The sequence below is a fragment of the Sphingomonas parapaucimobilis NBRC 15100 genome (assembly GCF_000787715.1).
Lineage (GTDB): Bacteria > Pseudomonadota > Alphaproteobacteria > Sphingomonadales > Sphingomonadaceae > Sphingomonas > Sphingomonas parapaucimobilis.
On sequence record NZ_BBPI01000102.1, the window covers coordinates 17,606 to 35,470 of the forward strand.

The 17,865-nt window shown below is 67.5% G+C and carries 17 protein-coding genes and 1 other RNA gene; 8 read left to right on the plus strand and 10 right to left on the minus strand.

The annotated features are described in order from the left end of the window. Nucleotides 1-41 precede the first annotated feature (41 nt). Entirely contained in the window at nucleotides 42-632 is a 591-nt protein-coding gene (locus SP5_RS17815) for an NADPH-dependent FMN reductase (RefSeq protein ID WP_042491323.1), read from the plus strand. Between the two features lie 381 nt (nucleotides 633-1,013). On the opposite strand, the gene SP5_RS17820 is transcribed toward SP5_RS17815, so the two are convergent. Together SP5_RS17820 and SP5_RS17825 are read right to left on the minus strand one after the other, a co-directional pair. Beyond that, nucleotides 1,014-1,685: a nucleoside/nucleotide kinase family protein gene (locus SP5_RS17820; protein ID WP_042491326.1), complete on the minus strand. Its 672-nt coding sequence runs from the start codon at nucleotides 1,683-1,685 to the stop codon at nucleotides 1,014-1,016. Further along, nucleotides 1,685-1,963 (minus strand): chorismate mutase, encoded by a 279-nt coding sequence (locus SP5_RS17825; protein ID WP_042491330.1) that lies wholly within the window; start codon nucleotides 1,961-1,963, stop codon nucleotides 1,685-1,687. The genes SP5_RS17820 and SP5_RS17825 overlap by 1 nt, the downstream gene beginning before the upstream one ends. 109 nt (nucleotides 1,964-2,072) lie before the next feature. Between SP5_RS17825 and SP5_RS17830 the strand changes: the two genes are divergently transcribed. From SP5_RS17830 to SP5_RS17840, 3 genes are all read left to right on the plus strand, one after another. Next, entirely contained in the window at nucleotides 2,073-3,083 is a 1,011-nt protein-coding gene (locus SP5_RS17830; RefSeq protein WP_042491333.1) for a polyprenyl synthetase family protein, read from the plus strand. A gap of 345 nt (nucleotides 3,084-3,428) precedes the next feature. Then, nucleotides 3,429-5,879, plus strand: coding sequence for an ATP-dependent helicase HrpB (gene hrpB, locus SP5_RS17835; protein WP_042491337.1), 2,451 nt, complete (start codon nucleotides 3,429-3,431; stop codon nucleotides 5,877-5,879). A gap of 12 nt (nucleotides 5,880-5,891) precedes the next feature. Then, nucleotides 5,892-6,173, plus strand: a complete 282-nt coding sequence (locus SP5_RS17840) for an ETC complex I subunit (RefSeq protein ID WP_042491340.1) — start codon at nucleotides 5,892-5,894, stop codon at nucleotides 6,171-6,173. Nucleotides 6,174-6,608: 435 nt separating this feature from the next. Here SP5_RS17840 and SP5_RS17845 read toward each other — a convergent pair whose 3' ends face one another. Genes SP5_RS17845 through SP5_RS17860 form a run of 4 tightly spaced genes read right to left on the minus strand, consistent with a single transcriptional unit; the run spans nucleotide 6,609 to nucleotide 9,294 of the window. Next, nucleotides 6,609-7,142: an NUDIX hydrolase gene (locus tag SP5_RS17845; RefSeq protein ID WP_084220757.1), complete on the minus strand. Its 534-nt coding sequence runs from the start codon at nucleotides 7,140-7,142 to the stop codon at nucleotides 6,609-6,611. Continuing rightward, entirely contained in the window at nucleotides 7,139-7,804 is a 666-nt protein-coding gene (locus SP5_RS17850) for a TPM domain-containing protein (protein WP_042491341.1), read from the minus strand. The genes SP5_RS17845 and SP5_RS17850 overlap by 4 nt, the downstream gene beginning before the upstream one ends. Nucleotide 7,805: 1 nt before the next feature. Further along, nucleotides 7,806-8,690: a TPM domain-containing protein gene (locus SP5_RS17855; RefSeq protein ID WP_042491344.1), complete on the minus strand. Its 885-nt coding sequence runs from the start codon at nucleotides 8,688-8,690 to the stop codon at nucleotides 7,806-7,808. 10 nt (nucleotides 8,691-8,700) lie between these two features. After that, a complete protein-coding gene (locus SP5_RS17860) occupies nucleotides 8,701-9,294 on the minus strand; it encodes a LemA family protein (protein WP_042491347.1) in 594 nt (197 codons plus the stop codon). A 108-nt stretch (nucleotides 9,295-9,402) separates the two neighbouring features. Here SP5_RS17860 and mscL point away from each other — a divergent pair, with 108 nt between their 5' ends. Continuing rightward, nucleotides 9,403-9,855 carry a large conductance mechanosensitive channel protein MscL gene (gene mscL / locus SP5_RS17865; protein WP_042491351.1) on the plus strand — a complete coding sequence of 151 codons (453 nt, stop codon included), beginning with the start codon at nucleotides 9,403-9,405 and terminating at the stop codon, nucleotides 9,853-9,855. A gap of 174 nt (nucleotides 9,856-10,029) precedes the next feature. Here mscL and SP5_RS17870 read toward each other — a convergent pair whose 3' ends face one another. Next, nucleotides 10,030-10,461 carry an RrF2 family transcriptional regulator gene (locus SP5_RS17870; RefSeq protein ID WP_042491370.1) on the minus strand — a complete coding sequence of 144 codons (432 nt, stop codon included), beginning with the start codon at nucleotides 10,459-10,461 and terminating at the stop codon, nucleotides 10,030-10,032. A 37-nt stretch (nucleotides 10,462-10,498) separates the two neighbouring features. Between SP5_RS17870 and ssrA the strand changes: the two genes are divergently transcribed. Further along, nucleotides 10,499-10,848, plus strand: a transfer-messenger RNA (tmRNA) gene (gene ssrA / locus SP5_RS18900). A gap of 526 nt (nucleotides 10,849-11,374) precedes the next feature. Further along, nucleotides 11,375-12,301, plus strand: coding sequence for an IS110 family RNA-guided transposase (locus SP5_RS17875; RefSeq protein WP_084220758.1), 927 nt, complete (start codon nucleotides 11,375-11,377; stop codon nucleotides 12,299-12,301). Between the two features lie 83 nt (nucleotides 12,302-12,384). Here SP5_RS17875 and mutS read toward each other — a convergent pair whose 3' ends face one another. The 3 genes from mutS to SP5_RS17890 are packed head-to-tail and all read right to left on the minus strand — an operon-like array spanning nucleotide 12,385 to nucleotide 15,425. After that, nucleotides 12,385-14,955, minus strand: coding sequence for a DNA mismatch repair protein MutS (gene mutS, locus SP5_RS17880; RefSeq protein ID WP_042491372.1), 2,571 nt, complete (start codon nucleotides 14,953-14,955; stop codon nucleotides 12,385-12,387). Nucleotides 14,956-14,982: 27 nt separating this feature from the next. Continuing rightward, nucleotides 14,983-15,258: a type II toxin-antitoxin system RelE/ParE family toxin gene (locus SP5_RS17885; protein ID WP_042491354.1), complete on the minus strand. Its 276-nt coding sequence runs from the start codon at nucleotides 15,256-15,258 to the stop codon at nucleotides 14,983-14,985. After that, nucleotides 15,246-15,425 (minus strand): antitoxin, encoded by a 180-nt coding sequence (locus SP5_RS17890; protein ID WP_042491357.1) that lies wholly within the window; start codon nucleotides 15,423-15,425, stop codon nucleotides 15,246-15,248. Before SP5_RS17890 ends, SP5_RS17885 begins: the two co-directional genes overlap by 13 nt. A 132-nt stretch (nucleotides 15,426-15,557) precedes the next feature. Here SP5_RS17890 and SP5_RS17895 point away from each other — a divergent pair, with 132 nt between their 5' ends. After that, nucleotides 15,558-17,816, plus strand: coding sequence for an NADP-dependent malic enzyme (locus tag SP5_RS17895; protein WP_042491361.1), 2,259 nt, complete (start codon nucleotides 15,558-15,560; stop codon nucleotides 17,814-17,816). Nucleotides 17,817-17,865: the final 49 nt, after the last annotated feature.

Consider the following 17,865-nt stretch of genomic DNA (forward strand, 5'->3'; position numbering starts at 1 on the left):
TAGCGCTTGCTCGTCGCTCGGTCCGGAGTGAAAGGCGGAGCATGGCTCACTCTTCTTCCCCGCTCGTCGTCGGCATCGGCGGCACGATCGGCAGCGTCTCCTCGACCGAGCGCGCGCTGCGCACCGCGATGACGGCGGCGGCGGACGAGGGCTTTCGCACCCATGTCTTCGGTGGCGAGGATCTGGCGCGCCTGCCGCTCTACAACCCGCGCGCGGGCGAGCGGACCGAGGCGGAGCAGGTGTTCGTCGACACCGTGCGACAGGCGTCGGCGATCATCATCGCCAGTCCCGGCTATCATGGCAGCATCTCGGGGCTGGTGAAGAACGCGCTCGACCTGCTGGAGGAAACGGCGAAGGACGACCGCCCCTATCTCGCCGACCTGCCCGTGGGGCTGATCGCGACCGCCTATGGCTGGCAGGCGACGGGTTCGACCATCGCGGCGCTGCGCTCGATCGTCCATGCACTGCGCGGCTGGCCGACGCCCTTCGCGGCGGCGGTGAACACGCAGCAGACCCGCTTCGACGAAGAAGGCCGTATCAGCGATCCGGCGGTGGAGGGGCAGCTGCGCCTGGTGGGCCAACAGGTCGCCCGCTTCGCGCCGCTGGCGGGGACGATCCGCGCTTCGCATTGAGGGGCGTCGCCGGGATTTTGGTTCACGCGAAGCCGCGAAGATTTTTGTTCGCGCGGAGGCGCGGAGAACGCGGAGGTGTCGTATCCAGCGACTCATGCATGCCTTCTTCCTCAAACGGACGAACAAAGAGGGATTTGCGCTATCGCGCACAATACACCTCCGCGTCTCCGCGCCTCCGCGCGAACCAAATTCCTCCTCTTCGCGGCGTCGCGGCTTCGTGTGGGATGAATGAATCCGTTCCCCGGCGAAGGCCTGGGTCCAGTGCCTTTCAAGCCCGTGGCGCGTGGAAACTTTGCGTGGGAGGCAAAGGCCTTGTGCTCCCGATAGTGCCTAGAAACTGGACCCCGGCCTTCGCCGGGGAACGGTAAGGCGGGGGAGCGCTTAGCGCAGGCGCGCCATCGCCAGCGCGGTGATCTCGTCCGCGATCTCCGCCGGGTCGCGCAATGCCCCGCCTGCCACGGTCGACACCGTCACCCATTCGCCCAGCATCGCCCCGTCCGCCATCGCGGCGTAATTGGCCCGCACCCGCGCCTGAAGCCCCAGATCGGCCTCATACGCGTCATAGGTATCGTCGGTATAACTGCGCTTGCGCTTGCGGGCGATCAGGTCGCGCGCGACGTCCAGCGGCGTGTCGAGATAGACCGACAGATGCGGCGCGGGCAGGCGGAACTGCACCGTCTCCAGCTGCTCGATCCATTGCAGCAGCGCCTCCGCCCGGTCGGGCGGCACCTGCGCGGCCTGATAGGCCATGTTCGATGCGATATAGCGGTCGAACACGATGATATCGTGCGTTTCCGCCAGCTCGATCAGGTGCGGCCGCGATTCGAATCGGTCGAGCGCATAGAGGGTCGCCGCCGTCTCGGGCGCGGCGGCATGGGGCAGGCGGCCTGCCAGATATTCGCCCAGCGCCCAGCCGCCGACCGTCTCGGCATAGCGTGGAAAGGACAAGGCCGCCGCCGACAGCCCGGCGGCGTTCAGCCTTTCGGTCACCGCCGCCGTCGCGGTCGCCTTGCCCGCGCCGTCCGCGCCCTCGATCGCCAGCAGGAACGCCATCAGCCGCGAAAGCCTTCATGGTGGCGGATCACTTCATCGATGATGAAGCGCAGGAATTTCTCGGAAAATTCGGGGTCGAGCTGCGCATCGCTCGCCAACTGGCGCAGCCGGGCGATCTGCGACTCCTCGCGGCCGGGATCGGCGGGGGGCAGTTCGTTCTCCGCCTTGTAGCGTCCGACCGCCTGGGTGATCTTGAACCGTTCGGCCAGCATGAAGACCAGCGCGGCATCGATATTGTCGATCGACTGGCGATAGCCGGTCAGCACGGTGTCGGACATGATCGGTACGTCTCCCTCTGGCGCGGTGGCCGCACATGAATTCGCGCGCGCCCTTTCGCGCTTAGGCTTGCGTTCGGCAAGCGTTGTCGCCAGAGGCTCTTACCTGCCCATGACCGTAACCGCCACCCGCCTCGCCAAGCCCGCGCCCTCGCTGGACCCGATGATCCGGCTGGTGGCCGATGACATGAACGCCGTGAACCAGGTCATCATCGACCGCATGGCGTCGGAAATCCCGCTGATCCCGCAACTGGCGGGCCACCTGATCGCGGGCGGCGGCAAGCGGATGCGCCCGATGCTGACGCTCGCGAGTGCGCAGCTGCTCGGTTATCGGGGCACCAGCCACCACGTCCTGGCGGCGGCGGTCGAGTTCATCCACACCGCCACGCTGCTGCACGACGATGTCGTCGACGGCTCCGACCTGCGGCGCGGGCGTCGCACCGCCAACATCATCTGGGGCAATCCCGCCAGCGTGCTGGTCGGCGACTTCCTGTTCAGCCGGTCCTTCCAGCTGATGGTCGATGCGGGCAGCCTGAAGGTGCTGAACATCCTGTCTGGCGCGTCGGCGGTGATCGCCGAGGGCGAGGTGAACCAGCTGACCGCCGTGCGGCAAGTGGGGCTGGCCGAGGAACGCTATCTCTCGATCATCGACGCCAAGACCGCCGCGCTGTTCGCCGCCGCCTGTCGCATCGCGGCCGTGGTAGCCGAGCGGCCCGAGGCGGAGGAACTGGCGCTGGAGGCCTACGGCCGGAACCTGGGCATCGCGTTCCAGCTGATCGACGACGCGATCGACTATGTGTCGGACGCAGGCACCATGGGCAAGGATGCGGGCGACGATTTCCGCGAGGGCAAGATGACCCTGCCGGTGATCCTCGCCTATGCGCGGGCGAACGACGACGAGCGTCAGTTCTGGAAGGACGCGGTCGAGGGACGGCGCACCTCGGACGAGGACTTCGCCCACGCCGTCGCGCTGGTCCGCAAGAGCCGGGCGGTCGACGACACGATGGCCCGCGCGCGGCACTATGGCGGGCTGGCGATCGAGGCGCTGCGTTGCTTTGCGGATGGACCGGCGAAGAGCGCGATGATCGAAGCCGTCGAGTTCGCCGTCGCGCGGGCGTACTGAGCTTCCACGCCATTCCAAATCCCGCACCACCCCGGCGAAGGCGGGGGTCCAGTTGCGGTAGATGATCGAAGGCGCGGGAGTGGCGGCCTCCCCCGCATCGCATAGCGCACAAAAGGCGTGGTGGAACCTGGGCCTCGGCCTCCGCCGGGGTGGTGCCTGGAAGATTTGGCACCTCATTCCCACCCTCCGTTCAGCCTGAGCGAAGTCGAAGGCCAAGTGACACCCGATCCTCTTGGCGAATGTCGGGGCGTGGGCTTCGACTACGCTCAGCCTGAACGGAGGTAGGTCAATCGACCGGGGCCAGAGGTCCTTCACCCCGCTTCCCAAACCCCCTATCGCACCTGCATGACCCTGCCCGTCAATGCCGTCCTGCCCGACCTGCTGACCGCGCTCGCGAACGCCCCCAACGCCGTCCTCGTAGCACCTCCCGGTGCGGGCAAGACCACCGCCGTTGCGCCCGCCCTTCTCGACCAGCCCTGGTGCATGGGGGAAGTCCTGCTCCTCTCTCCCCGCCGTCTCGCCGCGCGCGCCGCTGCCGAGCGCATGGCGGCGCTGGCCGAGGAGCCGGTCGGGCGCACCTTCGGCTATGCGACCCGCATGGATACCAAGGTCAGCGCCGCGACCCGCGTGACCGTCGTCACCGAAGGCATCTTCGTCGCGCGCATCCAGGCGGATCCCGAACTGGCGGGCGTGTCGGCGGTGCTGTTCGACGAAGTCCATGAACGCAGCCTCGATGGCGATTTCGGCCTTGCGCTGGCGCTTGATGCGCAAGGGGGATTGCGCCCCGACCTGCGGCTGGTCGCCATGTCGGCGACGCTCGACGGCCGCCGCTTCTCCAGCCTGATGGGCGACGCGCCGGTGATCGAGAGTGAGGGACGCAGCCATCTGCTGACCCTGCGCCATCTCGGCCGCGCGGCGAAGGCACGCATCGAGGACTCGGTCGCCGCCGCCATTCGTCGCGCGCTGCAGGACGAGGCGGAGGGCGACATCCTCGCCTTCCTGCCCGGCACCGCCGAGATCGCGCGCACCGCCGAGCGACTCGCGAATCTGCCCGACAGCATCGCGATCCACGAACTCCACGGCTCGCTCGACCCGGCGGCGCAGCGCGCGGCGATCCGGCGCGACGCGCAAGGGCGGCGGCGGATCGTGCTGGCGACCTCGATCGCGGAGACCAGCCTGACGCTCGACGGGGTGCGGATCGTGGTCGATTCAGGGCTCGCCCGCCGCCCGCGCTACGACCGTGCGGCGGGCATGACCCGGCTGGTCACCGAACGCGCCAGCCAGGCCGCCGTCACCCAGCGCGCGGGCCGCGCCGCCCGCCAGTCGCCCGGTGTCGCCTATCGCCTATGGGAAGAGGCCGCGACGGCGGGCCTGCCGCGCTTCGACCCGCCCGAAATCCTGGAAGCGGACCTGTCGGCATTGTTGCTCGGCACCGCGCTGTGGGGCGTTGGCGACCCGCGCGCGCTGCCGTGGCTCGACCCGCCGCCCGAGGCGGCCGTCGCCGAAGCCCGCGCGCGCCTGACCGTGCTGGAGGCGCTGGACGAGACCGGCCGCCCGACCGCGCATGGCAAGGCGATCGCCAAGCTGCCGATGCCGCCAAGGCTCGCGCATATGCTGATCCGCAGTGGCGAGCGGGGCTTGGCCTCGACCGCCGCCGAGGTGGCGGTGCTGCTGGGCGAACGTGGCATTGGCGGACAGGATGTGGATGTCGAACAGCGCCTGCGCCGCTGGCGGACCGAACGCGGCCCCAAGGCGGAAGCCGCGCGCCAGATGGCGAAACGCTGGACCGGCCTCGCCCCCAGGCCGGTCGGGCAGGAGGCCTGGGACCATCCGGCGGGCGTGTGCCTGGCGCTCGCCTATCCCGACCGGGTGGCGCGGCGGCGGGACGGCACGGGCGAGAATTGGGCGAGCGTCGGCGGACGCGGTTTCCGGCTCGACCCCACCTCCGGGTTGGCAAGTTCGGAATGGCTGGCGGTGGGCGAAACGCAAGGCGCGGCCTCGGGCGCGCGGATTCTGTCCGCCGCGCCGCTCGATCTCGCGACCGTCGAGGCGCTGTTCGCCGACCGGATCGAGACGCGGCGCACCGTCACCTTCAATCCCGCAACCGGCGGGGTCGAGGCGTTGCGCGAACGGCGGTTGGGAAGCCTGCGACTGTCGAGCGGCCCCGATTCGGGGGCTTCCCCCGAGGCGATCGCCGCGGCGCTGGTCGAGGGGGTGCGGGCGCATGGCGTGGCGCTCCTCCCGTGGAGCGACGGGGCAGGGGCGTACCGGGCGCGGGCGGCCTATGCCGGGGTGGCGCTGGACGATGCGATGCTGATCGAGCGGCTGGACGACTGGTTGCCCGCGCTGGTGGCGGGCAAAAGGCGGCTCGACGCCATCGCGCCGGGCGCGTTGACCGAGGCCATCCGCAATCTGGTCGACTGGAACGACCAGAAGCGCATCGACGCGATGGCGCCCTCGCACTTCACCAGTCCGGCGGGCAGCAGCCATGCGATTGATTACGCCGCCGAAGGTGGCCCGCGCGTCGAACTGCGCGTGCAGGCGCTGTTCGGGCTGGCCGAGCATCCGGTGATCGGGACCGAGCGGGTGCCGCTGGTCCTGAGTCTCACCTCGCCCGCCGGACGGCCGATCCAGACGACGCGCGATCTGCCCGGCTTCTGGGCGGGAAGCTGGAGCGCGGTGGCCAAGGAAATGCGCGGCCGCTACCCGCGTCATCCCTGGCCCGACGCGCCCGCAGAGGCCTCTGCGACACTGCGCACGAAAAAGGCGGATGCAAGAGCCGCCGGTTCGCGATAAGGGACAAGAATTATGGCCACTGCTCGCATCTTCCAGCGCCCCAAGAACGCGATGCAATCCGGCAAGTACCGGACCGATCGCTGGCAACTCGAATTCGAACCGACCGAGGCGAAAAAGCCCGATCCCCTGACCGGCTGGGCCGGCAGCGGCGACACGCAGGAGCAGGTCCGCCTGACCTTCGCGACGCTGGAAGAGGCGATCGCCTATTGCCAGCGCGAAGGGCTCGACCATCATGTCGTGCCGACGCCGCAAAAGACGCTGAAGCTGCAAAGCTACGCCGACAATTTCCGTTAAGGGCGGCCTGGCGCGAACCTCCTAATCCTGACCACCCCGGCGAAGGCCGGGGTCCAGTTTTTCTTGGTCGCGCGAAGCCGCGATGACGCGAAGAATTCAGGATCCATTTCGCATAGAGGCGCGGAGGGCGCAGAGGTGTCCTACCCGGCGGCACGGCCTGTCTGCCATCATCGCTGATTGCAGATGGATTTCGCTGCCGCGAACCCGACACCTCTGCGTCCTCCGCGCCTCCGCGCGAACCAACCTTCTCTTCGCGTCCTCGCGGCTTCGCGTGAACTTAGAGTATGATGACATGGGATCGAACCAAACCTAGCCCCTCTCCTTCAGGGGAGGGGTTGGGGTGGGGCATCACCACAGGCCCGGTGTTTGCGGAAACGCCCCACCCCCTGCCCCTCCCCTGAAGGGGAGGGGGGATGAAGCGGATGTCATCATGCTCTAAAGACCCAGGATGCCGCCACCCAGCAAAAGTAGCAGCTTGGCATCCATCACCACGCCCGCCGCCCGCCGCTCGGCAACAAACGCCGGAACCTCCGACAGCTTTACCCGGTGGACGACGATCTGCTCGTCCGAATCACCGCCGCCGTCGCCGACCTTCACCAGCCCGGTCGCGCGGACCAGGGTGAACCGCTCCGAGGTCATGCCAGGCGAGGAGCAGAATTCCCCAAGCGCCTCGATCCGCGACGGGCGATAGCCGGTTTCCTCCTCCAACTCGCGTACGGCGCCGTCGAGCACCGCCTCGCCCTCGGTCTCGTCGCCGATCAATCCGGCGGGCATTTCCAGGCAGGGTGCGCCCAGCGGGATACGGAACTGCTCGACCAGCAGGATGTGCCCGTCCTCGATCGCCAGGATGACGGCGGCGCGGATGTCGCGCGGGCGGTCGGCATATTCCCAGCTGCCGCGCTTGCGCAGCGCCAGGAACCGCCCCTCGGCCAGGGTTTCGAGGGGGGCGTCCATACGGGGATCGGTCATAGCGAGATGGGTCTGTCCGGCAGTTCGTTGGTGTCGGCCGCCGTCTTGGGGAAATGTGTCGCCAGCACAAGCCCGATGCGCTCGACCGCCGCGCTCAGCCCTTCGCCGACATGGCCCTTGGCGACATGGGGCAGCATCACCGCCATCGCCCGGCCCCAGGTTTCCGGCCCGACCTTGCCGGTCAAGCCGGAGTCGGCGACGATCTCGGCCATATGCTCGTCCTCCGAGAGGTAGAGCAGCACGCCGTAGCGGCTGTCGGTCCGCCGCTCGGCCGACACGCGGAACAGCAGGACCGCGCGCGCCCGGACGCGGGCGTGGCGGATGCTTTTGGGCACCAGTGCGATCCGGCGCGCGACGGGCGCGAGCAGCGCGAAGACCAGGCCGAAGACCAGAATCTGCGCGATCATCAGCACGCCCAGGATCAGGTCCTCGCCCGGGGCGCTCCACGCGTCATGGACCAGCGCCAGCAGCTTCAACCCCAGATCGGGGAAGAGTGCGGCGAACAGCGGCACCAGCAGCATGGCGGGCGTGGCGAACCACAAGGCAACGTCGCGATACTCGTCCGATCGGGGGGCGACGATGGTGACGATCTCCGCATCCGTCGTCGCCTCGGCCCGTGCGACGGCGGCGGTGACGAGATCGCTGTCGGTGTCGCTCAACATCTCACCAATCCCCCGATGCGCCGCCGCCGCCGAAATCACCCCCGCCGCCGCCGGTAAAGCCGCCGCCGAACCACGATCCGTCACTGCCTCCGCTGGACGAGCCGCCGCCCGAACTCCAGCCGCCGCCCGATCCGCTGCCCCAGCCGGGACCCCAGAGGATGATCGGCCAGCCACCACCGCGACGCCCACCGCCGCCGCCATGATCGTCGTCATCATCGTCGCGGAAACGCTGGCCCTGCCTGCGGCGCAGGATCGACAGCAGAACGAAGCCGCCGATGAAGATCACCAATATGATGACGATCGGAAGGCCGTTGGAGTCGCCGCCGCCGCGGCGATGCTCGCGGTCGAACTGCTTGGCGGCCTCGGCCACCTTGGCCTTGGCTTCCTCGGGCGAGGCGCGAAGCTGGGCGATGACCGCATCCGCGCCCGCGTTCAGGGCACCCGATATGTCGCCCGATTCCCGAAGGCGGGGGATCATCAGCGTGCGGATCATCTGCGACGACCAGGCGTCGGTCAGGATCGGCTCCAGCCCGCGCCCGACCTCCAGCCTGGGGCCGCGCTGGCCTTTGCCCGCATTGGGCGCGACGAACAGGATCGCGCCGTTATCCGCGTCCTTCAGGCCGACGCCCCAGGCACGGCCCAGCCGATAGCCATAATCCTCGATCGGATAGTTCTGCAGATCGGGAATCGTCGCGACCACCAGCTGGCGGCCGGTATCCTTTTGCAGCGCCTCCAGCTTCTGCTCGAGCTGCGCCTTGGTCGCGGGGTCGATCTTGTTCGCCGCATCGACGACCAACCCGTCGAACTTGGGAAAGGTCTGCGCCATCACGGGGATGGCGCAGAGAATCAGCCAGAGTCCCAGAATCGGGCGGAGCAGCCGGGTCATATGCGACCGATCAGCTGCCGAAATTCACCTTGGGTGCGTTCTCGGCCCCCGGCGTCGTCGCCTGATAGGGCGTCATCGGCTTGGCGCCGTAGAAGACCTTCGCGCCGATCGCGTCGGGGAAGGTGCGGATGCGGACGTTATAAGCCTCGACCGCCTTGTTATAATCGCCGATCGCGATGTTGATCCGGTTCTCGGTGCCTTCCAGCTGGCTCATGAAGGTCTGGAAATTGTCCTGGCTCTTCAGGTTCGGATAGGCCTCGACATTCGCCAGCAGCCGGCCCAGCGAACCGCTGAGCTGGCCCTGCGCCTGCGCGAACTGCTGCATCTTGGCGGGGTCGGACAGGTCGGCGCCGGTCACCTGCACCGAGGTCGCCTTGGCGCGGGCATTGACCACCTCGGTCAGGATCGACTTTTCCGATGCGGCGGCGCCCTTCACGGTCGCTTCCAGATTGGGGATCAGGTTGGCGCGGCGCTGATAGGCGGCCTGGACATCGGCCCATTTTGCCTTCGCGTTTTCCTCTGCCGTGGGCACGCTGTTCATGCCACAGCCGTACAGGGCGACGGCCATCACGACCGGGGTCAGAGCCAGAACGGGACGACGCATTCGAATATTCCTCCGTCAACTGTATCGGCTATATAAGACGGGTGAGGCGCTTGGCGAAGGGCAAAAGCGACGATAGCCTGAAAGTTCATCGAATAGAGGGAGTTGACGATGCTCAAGGAATTTCGCGCCTTCATCGCGCGGGGCAATGTGCTCGATCTGGCGGTGGCGGTCATCATCGGTGCGGCGTTCAGCAAGATCGTGACCTCGCTGACCGACGATGTGCTGATGCCGGTGATCGGCAAGATCTTCGGCGGGCTGGACTTCTCCAGCTATTTCGTTCGCATGGGGCCGATCCCCGCCACCTATGCCGGCTCGCTGACCGATTATGCCGCGCTGAAGAAGGCGGGCGTGCCGCTGCTCGGGTATGGTGCGTTCGTAACCCAGGCGGTCAATTTCGTGATCGTCGCCTTCATCATCTTCCTGCTGATCCGCACCGTGAACCGCGCGACGGCGATCTTCGAGAAGGACAAGGCCGTCGCCGCCGCCGAGCCCAAGGCCGAACCCGCCGATGTCGCGCTGCTGCGGGAAATCCGCGACGAACTGCGCGCGCGGCGTCCTTAAGCTATCCGATTAGGAGGCTGGTGTTCCCCGGCGAAGGCCGGGGTCCAGTTGCCACCAAGCTGATGGCGCGCAATTCGGTCGCGTCGGAGGCGAGGACTTCCCGCCTTCGCAACTTTACCGCAACTGGACCCCGGCCTTCGCCGGGGTGGCGCGAGGTTGGGTGAGGTAAGGGCTTTACGCCGCCGCCAGCTTCTTGGCGGTGGCGTCGGCCAGGCTGGTGCCGTCCAGGATCCGCGCCGTTTCGTCGCGCACCCGCATCATCGCGTGGCGGATGGCGCAGTCGGCTTCGCTCTTGCAGTCGTTGCACGGACGATAAGCGGTGCGGCTGACGCAGGGGACCAGCGCCAGCGGCCCTTCGATCGTGCGGATGATGTCGCCCAGCGAGATCAGGTGCGCGGGCCGCGCCAGCCGGTATCCGCCCATCTTGCCGCGCTGGCTGTCGAGCAGTTGCGCGCCCTTCAGGTCGGCGAGGATCAGCTCCAGGAACTTGCGCGGCACATTCGCCTCGGCCGCGATGCGGGTCATCGAAGTCGGCGGCCCTTCCACCGGCATTTCCGCCAGGAACAGCATCGCGCGCAGCGCATAACGGGACCGCTGGGTCAACATGCGCGTCTCCATGGACCCAAAATAGGGCGAGCGAAAGGCATTTGCGTAATGCCGCGCGGCTTCCTATATCCGTCCCTGCCGGGTTTCACCCGGCTATGACGATAAACTGCGGCGAGTAATAGACGCAGCGGACCCGGGGGCAGTACCCGGCGGCTCCACCATAAAAGGTGGTGTATCTGGACACCGTTTCTGACGGGGCCGAACCAGGATCGACGTGTGTTGAAAAGCGCTGTTTTCGTTCGGAATGGGACCACCGCAACGGCCCATACTCACAAGTGCCAACGATAACGAAGCACTCGCGATTGCGGCGTAATTGAGGGCCTCACGGCCTGACATTACACCAAAATAGCGCGGTCGGACCCCACCGGGCAACAGAAGGGGAATCCAGCGGTACGGGGAGCACCGGGCAACAGAAGCTCCCCACTTTCCGGTTTTGATGTGAAAGGGTGAGGGCCGGGTGCCTCTTCACCCCCGACCAGCTATCCCACCCGCCGTCCGCACTGAGCGAAGTCGAAGTGCGCGGAATGCCCTTACGGCTGGGCGTGGGGCGTGGCCTTCGACTTCGCTCAGGCCGAACGGGGGTGGGGTTCCTGGACTATGATGACATGGGATCGAACCGAGCCTAGCCCCTCCCCTTCAGGGGAGGGGTTGGGGTGGGGCATCGCCACAAGCCCGGCGTTTGCGGAAACACCCCACCCTGTCTGATGGGATGGTGGTATGAAGGTGTTGCGGAAGGGAGCCCGTCCCCCCCGTGTCTGATGGGATGGTGGTATGAAGGTGTTGCGGAAGGGAGCCCGTCCCCCCCGAGGGTCTGGAGCCCGATAGGGAGCAAGGGTTCCTTCCGCGTTGGTCACAACCCTGAACAGTTGCTTGGGACTGTGGATCCCGCACGACATGGACAGGAGCCTTTACCATGCCACAAGCCGTCATCGGCTGCGACCTTTCGCGTGCTCTCATCGACATTTGCGAACTGCCATCGGGTCGGACCGGGCAGATCGCCAATACACCGGATGCCATCGCCGTCTGGCTCGACACGCTCGACCTTGATGTCCGTGTCGTCTTCGAGGCGACCAGCGGCTGCGACGGTGACCTGATCGCTGCGCTGGCGACGCGCGGCCATCCGTTCTCACGCGTCAATCCGCGTCAGGCACGCGAGTTTGCCAGAGCCACCGGCACGCTGGCCAAGACAGACCGCGTCGACGCCCGTGTCCTGGCGCAGATGGGCGCAGCGCTGGACCTGCCCGCTACCATCCCGCTCAGCCCGGCCCGTTCGCGCCTGGCCGATTTCCTGCGACGTCGCAGGCAGTTGGTCGACATGCGCAAAGCCGAAAAGCTGCATCGCCACAGTGCAGGCCAACCCGAAATCGCCCAGGCCATCGAAGCCATGATCACGCTGCTTGGCCAGCAGATCGCCGAACTCGATCGACAGATCGCAGGCTTCATCGCCCAGGATCAGGCCCTGTCCGAACAGGCGCACCTGCTGAACGCCGTCCCTGGCATCGGACCCACCGTCCTGGCCACCTTGCTCGGCGAACTTCCCGAACTCGGCACGCTCTGCCGTCGCAAGATCGCTTCGCTCGCAGGCCTCGCACCCCACGCCCGCGAAAGTGGAACATGGCGCGGCGCCAGACGCATATGGGGTGGACGGCGCAAGGTCCGCGAAGCCCTCTACATCGCCGCCCTCAATGCCTCACGGCGTATCCCCGTCCTCACCGCCATGCGCGACAGGATGCGCGCCAAGGGTAAGGCGCCAAAGACCATACTCATCGCCGTTGCGCGACAACTCCTCGTCATCCTCAACGCCATGATCCGTAAACGTCAGCCGCTACAGCTCGGGTGAGCATCACAGTTGCCCCCTGCCCCCCTGAAGGGGAGGCGTGGATCAAACTGATGCCATCCCGTTCTAACGGGCAGGAGCAGGGATCACCCCTCCCGCGCCAGCGCCTTCAGCTTGTATAGCGCATCCAGCGCCTCGCGTGGCGACAGGCTGTCGACGTCGAGCTTCTCGACCTCGGCCCGGATCGCGTCGCATTGTTCCTCTTCGATCTGCGCAGCGGCGGCGAACAGGGGCAGGTCGTCCAGACCCGCCGCCAGCCCCCCGGTCTTGGCGCGGCCCGCCTCCAGCTTGGCCAGCACCGCCTTGGCGCGCGCCACCGTTACCGGCGGCATCCCCGCCAGGCGCGCCACCGCCAGGCCGTAGGAGCGATCCGCAGGCCCCTCCGAGACTTCGTGCAGCAGAACCAGTTCGCCCTTCCACTCGCGCGCGCGGACATGGTGGAGCGACAGCGCCTCGCACCGCTCGGCCAGTCGGGTCAGCTCGTGATAGTGAGTCGCGAACAGGCAGCGGCACCGATTATCCTCGTGGATCGCCTCCACCACCGCCCAGGCGATGGCCAGGCCGTCATAGGTGGAGGTGCCGCGCCCGACCTCGTCGAGGATGACGAAGCTGCGCGGCGTCGCCTGGGCGAGAATCGCGGCGGTCTCGACCATCTCGACCATGAAGGTCGAACGCCCGCGCGCGAGATTGTCCGACGCGCCGACCCGGCTGAACAGCCGGTCGACCAGCCCGATCTTCGCCCGGGTGGCGGGGACATAGGAACCGCCTTGGGCCAGCACCGCGATCAGCGCGTTCTGGCGAAGGAAGGTCGACTTGCCGCCCATGTTCGGCCCCGTCACCAGCCAGAGCCGGGAGCTTTCCGACAGCGAACAGTCATTGGCGACGAACCGCTCGCCCGAGCGCGCGACCGCTGCCTCGACCACCGGATGGCGACCGCCGGTCACTTCAAAGCAGCTATGGTCGACCAGTTCGGGCCGTACCCAGCCGCCTTCGACCGCCCGTTCGGCCAGCCCACTCGCCACGTCCAGCCGGGCCAGCGCATCCGCCGTCGCGGCGATGCTCTCGCGCGAGGCGAGCGCGGCGGCGGTCAGTTCCTCCAGATGCGCGGCTTCGGCGGCCAGCGCATGGGCACCCGCCTGCGCGACCTTGCTCGCGACCTCATGCAGTTCGGGGGTGTTGAAGCGGACCACGCCCGCCAGTGTCTGGCGATGGGTGAAGCCCGAATCCGGCTTCATCAGCGCATCGGCCGATCGCGCGGGCACCTCGACATGATAGCCGAGCACGCCGTTATGGCGGATCTTGAGCGCGGTGATGCCGGTCTTCTGGCGGAACTCGGCCTCCAGCGCGGCGATGGCGCGGCGTCCTCCGGCTCCGGCATCGCGCAGATCGTCGAGCGCCACGTCATAGCCCGCCGCGATATAGCCGCCCTCGCTCGCCTCGATCGGGGGCGAGGGGACGAGCGCGCGGCGAAGCAGGTCGATCAGTTCGCCATGCCCGCGCAGGCGCGGTGTCGTCTCCCGCAGCAGGGGCGGGCCGTCGCCCAGCTGTTCCGACAAGGCCCAGGCCCCGTCCAGTCCATCCCGCAGCTGCCCCAGATCGCGCGGCGAACCCCGCCCCGCCGCAATGCGCCCGATGGCGCGGCCGATATCGGGCAAGGCCCGCAACGCCGCGCGCAGCCGCTCGCGAAGAGCGGCATCGTCATGGAAATGCTGCACCAGATCGAGCCGCGCCTCGATCGCATCGCGGTCCATCAGTGGCGCGCCGATATCCCCCGCCAGCGCGCGCGCACCGGCCCCCGTGACCGTCCGGTCGACCGCATCGAGCAACGAGCCCTTGCGCTGGCCATTGGCGGTCTGGGTCAGCTCCAGGCTCTCGCGCGTCGCCGCGTCGATCGCCATCGCCCCCGCTGCCTGCGACAGGACAGGCGGACGCAGGAAGGGCAGGGCACCCTTGGCCGTGTGGTCGAGATAGGCGACCAGTCCGCCAGCCGCCGACAGTCCCGCGCGGGTGAACTGGCCGAAGCCGTCGAGCGTCGCGACGCCGTGGAGCCGCTTCAGCCGGTCCTCGCCGCTGCCGCTGTCGAACGTGGCGGAGGGGCGCAGCGTGGTAGCCGCGTCGGCATGCGCGGCATTCTCGGCCGCGACCACCTCGGCGGCGGCCAGGCGGGCCAGCTCCGCGCCCAGCGCATCGGGCTTCACGTCGATCACCACGAACCGCCCGGTCGAGATGTCGGCGGCGGCCAGCGCCACCGCGCCGCCCGCCTCGCCGATCGCGACGCACCAATTGTCGCACTTGGCGTCGAGCAGCGCCTCCTCGGTCAGCGTCCCCGCCGTCACCACCCGCACGATCCCGCGCGACACCAGCGCCTTGGACCCGCCGCGCGCCTTGGCCTCGGCGGGGGTTTCGGTCTGCTCGGCGATGGCGACGCGGTGCCCCGCCTTGATGAGGCGTTGCAGATAGGCGGTGGCGGCATGGACCGGCACGCCGCACATCGGAATCTTCTCGCCCTCATGCTCCCCGCGCGAGGTGAGTGCGATGTCGAGCACCCCCGAGGCGATCCGCGCATCGTCGAAGAACAGCTCGAAGAAATCGCCCATCCGATAGAAGAGCAGGCAATCCTCGGCCTCGGCCTTCAGCGTCAGATACTGCGCCATCATCGGGGTGGGGGTGGTCATGGAGCTTCTTCAATCGTCGGAAAGTTGGGCGGCGTGGCGGATGCCAAGGATCAGGACGGTCTCGCCGTCATGCTCATAGCGCAGGATATAGGGGCGAACCGTCACCATCTCGCGGCGGCCATGGGAAAGGGGCCTGCCGCGATCCGGGAATCGCCGCAGGGATCCAGCGACCTCGATCAGCCTTTCACCCAAGCGCCGGGCGGCGTCTGGATCGAACTGCTCTATATAATCGACGATCGCGGCGAGTTGGAGCGAGGCCTGAACCGACCAGCTTATTTCAGCCATTCGGGGGGCAGGGGCTTGCGATCGGGGGTGCCCCAGGTCTTCAGCCATTCTGCCATCTTCTCATGGCTTACGAAACGGCCCGCCCTGAAATCGGCCCGCGCGCGTTCGTCGGCGGCCAGCTCCGCCGCCTCGTCACGCTGCTCGAAAATGCCGGGCTCATGCTCCATAGCTGAACTTATAAGGCTGATGCTCCGGCTTGCCTAGGGCGGCAAAAGTGGCGCGTGACAGGGTTGTCAGCCGTGCCCGAAAGCTTCAAGAGCCGTAGCGTCCTTGTATCCACAGCATCGAAGGCCGCGCGCATGTCCGACGAACCCACCGACCAGTTCTCCGAGCGCGAGGCCCTGCTGTTCCATTCCGAGGGACGGCCCGGCAAGATCGAGATCATCGCGTCGAAGCCGATGGCGACTCAGCGCGACCTGGCGCTGGCCTATTCGCCCGGCGTCGCGGTGCCGGTGCTCGCCATCGCCGAGGACCCCGCCACCGCCTATGACTATACCGCCAAGGGCAATCTGGTCGCCGTCATCTCCAACGGCACCGCCATTCTGGGCCTCGGCAATCTGGGCGCGCTGGCGTCCAAGCCGGTGATGGAGGGCAAGGCCGTCCTCTTCAAACGCTTCGCCGATGTCGACTCGATCGATATCGAGCTGAAGACCGAGGATGTCGATCGGATCATCGATGCGATCGAATTGATGGAGCCGAGCTTCGGCGGCATCAACCTGGAGGACATCAAGGCCCCCGAATGCTTCATCATCGAGCAGACGCTGCGCGAGCGGATGAACATCCCGGTCTTCCATGACGACCAGCACGGCACCGCGATCATCTGCGCGGCGGGGCTCATCAACGCCTGCCTGCTGACCAAGCGGCGGCTGGACGAGATCAAGGTCGTCGTCAACGGCGCGGGCGCGGCGGCGATCGCCTGCACCGAGTTGATGAAGGCGATGGGCGTGCGCCACGACAATGTCATCATGTGCGACCGTACCGGCGTGATCTATCAGGGCCGCGACGACATCAACCAGTGGCAGTCGGCGCATGCCGCCGCCACCGACCGCCGCACCCTGACCGAGGCGCTTCACGGCGCGGACGTGTTCCTGGGCCTGTCGGCGGCGGGCGCGCTGAAGCCCGAGATGGTCAAGGACATGGCGCCGTCGCCGATCATCTTCGCGATGGCCAATCCGGAGCCGGAGATCCGCCCCGAACTCGCCAAGGCGGCGCGTCCCGATGCGATCGTCGCGACCGGGCGTTCGGACTATCCGAACCAGGTCAACAACGTCATCGGCTTCCCCTTCATCTTCCGCGGCGCGCTCGACGTGCGCGCGACCGGCATCAATGACGAGATGAAGATCGCCGCCGCCAATGCGATCGCCGAACTGGCGCGCCAGCGCGTGCCGGAAGAGGTCGCGCTGGCCTATGGCACGCAGCACAGCTTCGGCCCGGAATATATCATCCCCGCGCCGTTCGACCCGCGCCTGATGGAACTGGTCCCCTCTGCGGTGGCCAAGGCCGCGATGGACTCGGGCGTGGCGACGCGGCCGATCCTGGACATGGACGCCTATCGCCAGAAGCTGCGCGCGCGCCTCAACCCGACCACCTCGGTCCTGACGCTGGCCTATGAGGGCGCGCGTGCGCATCCGAAGCGCGTGCTGTTCGCCGAGGGCGAAGAGGAAGTCGTGCTGCGCGCCGCCATCGCCTTCAAGGAGGGCGGTTACGGTACGCCGGTGCTGGTCGGTCGTGATGACGTGTATGATCGCCTGAAGGCGCTGGGCGTCACCAACCCGCAGGAATATGAAGTCCATAACAGCCGCACCTCCGAGATGGTGCCGCAGATGGTCGACTTCCTGTACGAGCGGCTTCAGCGTCGCGGCTATCTGCGCCGCGATGCCGAGCGGATGATCAACCAGGATCGCAACATCTTCGGCTCGGTGATGCTCCAGCTGGGCCAGGCCGATGCGATGATCACCGGCATCACCCGCACCTATGCGCAGAGCTTCCGCGAGATCCGGCGCGTGATCGATCCGGTCGACGGCAAGGTGCCGTTCGGCATTCACTTGCTGGTGGGCCAGAGCCATACGGTGTTCATCGCCGACACCACGGTCAATGAGCGTCCCTCGGGCGAGGAACTGGCCGATATCGCCGAGCGCACCGCTGCGGTGGCCCGTCGCATGGGGCATGAGCCGCGCGTGGCCTTCCTGTCCTACTCGACCTTCGGCAATCCCGAAGGCCAGTGGATCGACAATGTCCGCGACGGCGTCGCCGCGCTCGACAAGCGGCAGGTCGGTTTCGAATATGAAGGCGACATGTCGCCCGACGTCGCGCTGAACCCGAAGCAGATGGCGAACTTCCCCTTCTCGCGCCTGTCGGGTCCGGCCAACGTCCTCATCATGCCGGGGCTCCAGTCGGCCAATATCTCGGCCAAGCTGCTGCGCGAACTGGGCGGGGACAGCATGATCGGCCCGATGCTGATCGGCATGGAAAAGCCGGTGCAGATCGCACCGATGACCTCGACCGCCGGGGACCTGGTCACGCTGGCGGTGCTGGCGGCGGGCGGCATCGCGCGCTGATCCTCGCCGGACGGTAGAAGAGGGGGCTGGGCAGCGAGAGGTTGCCCGG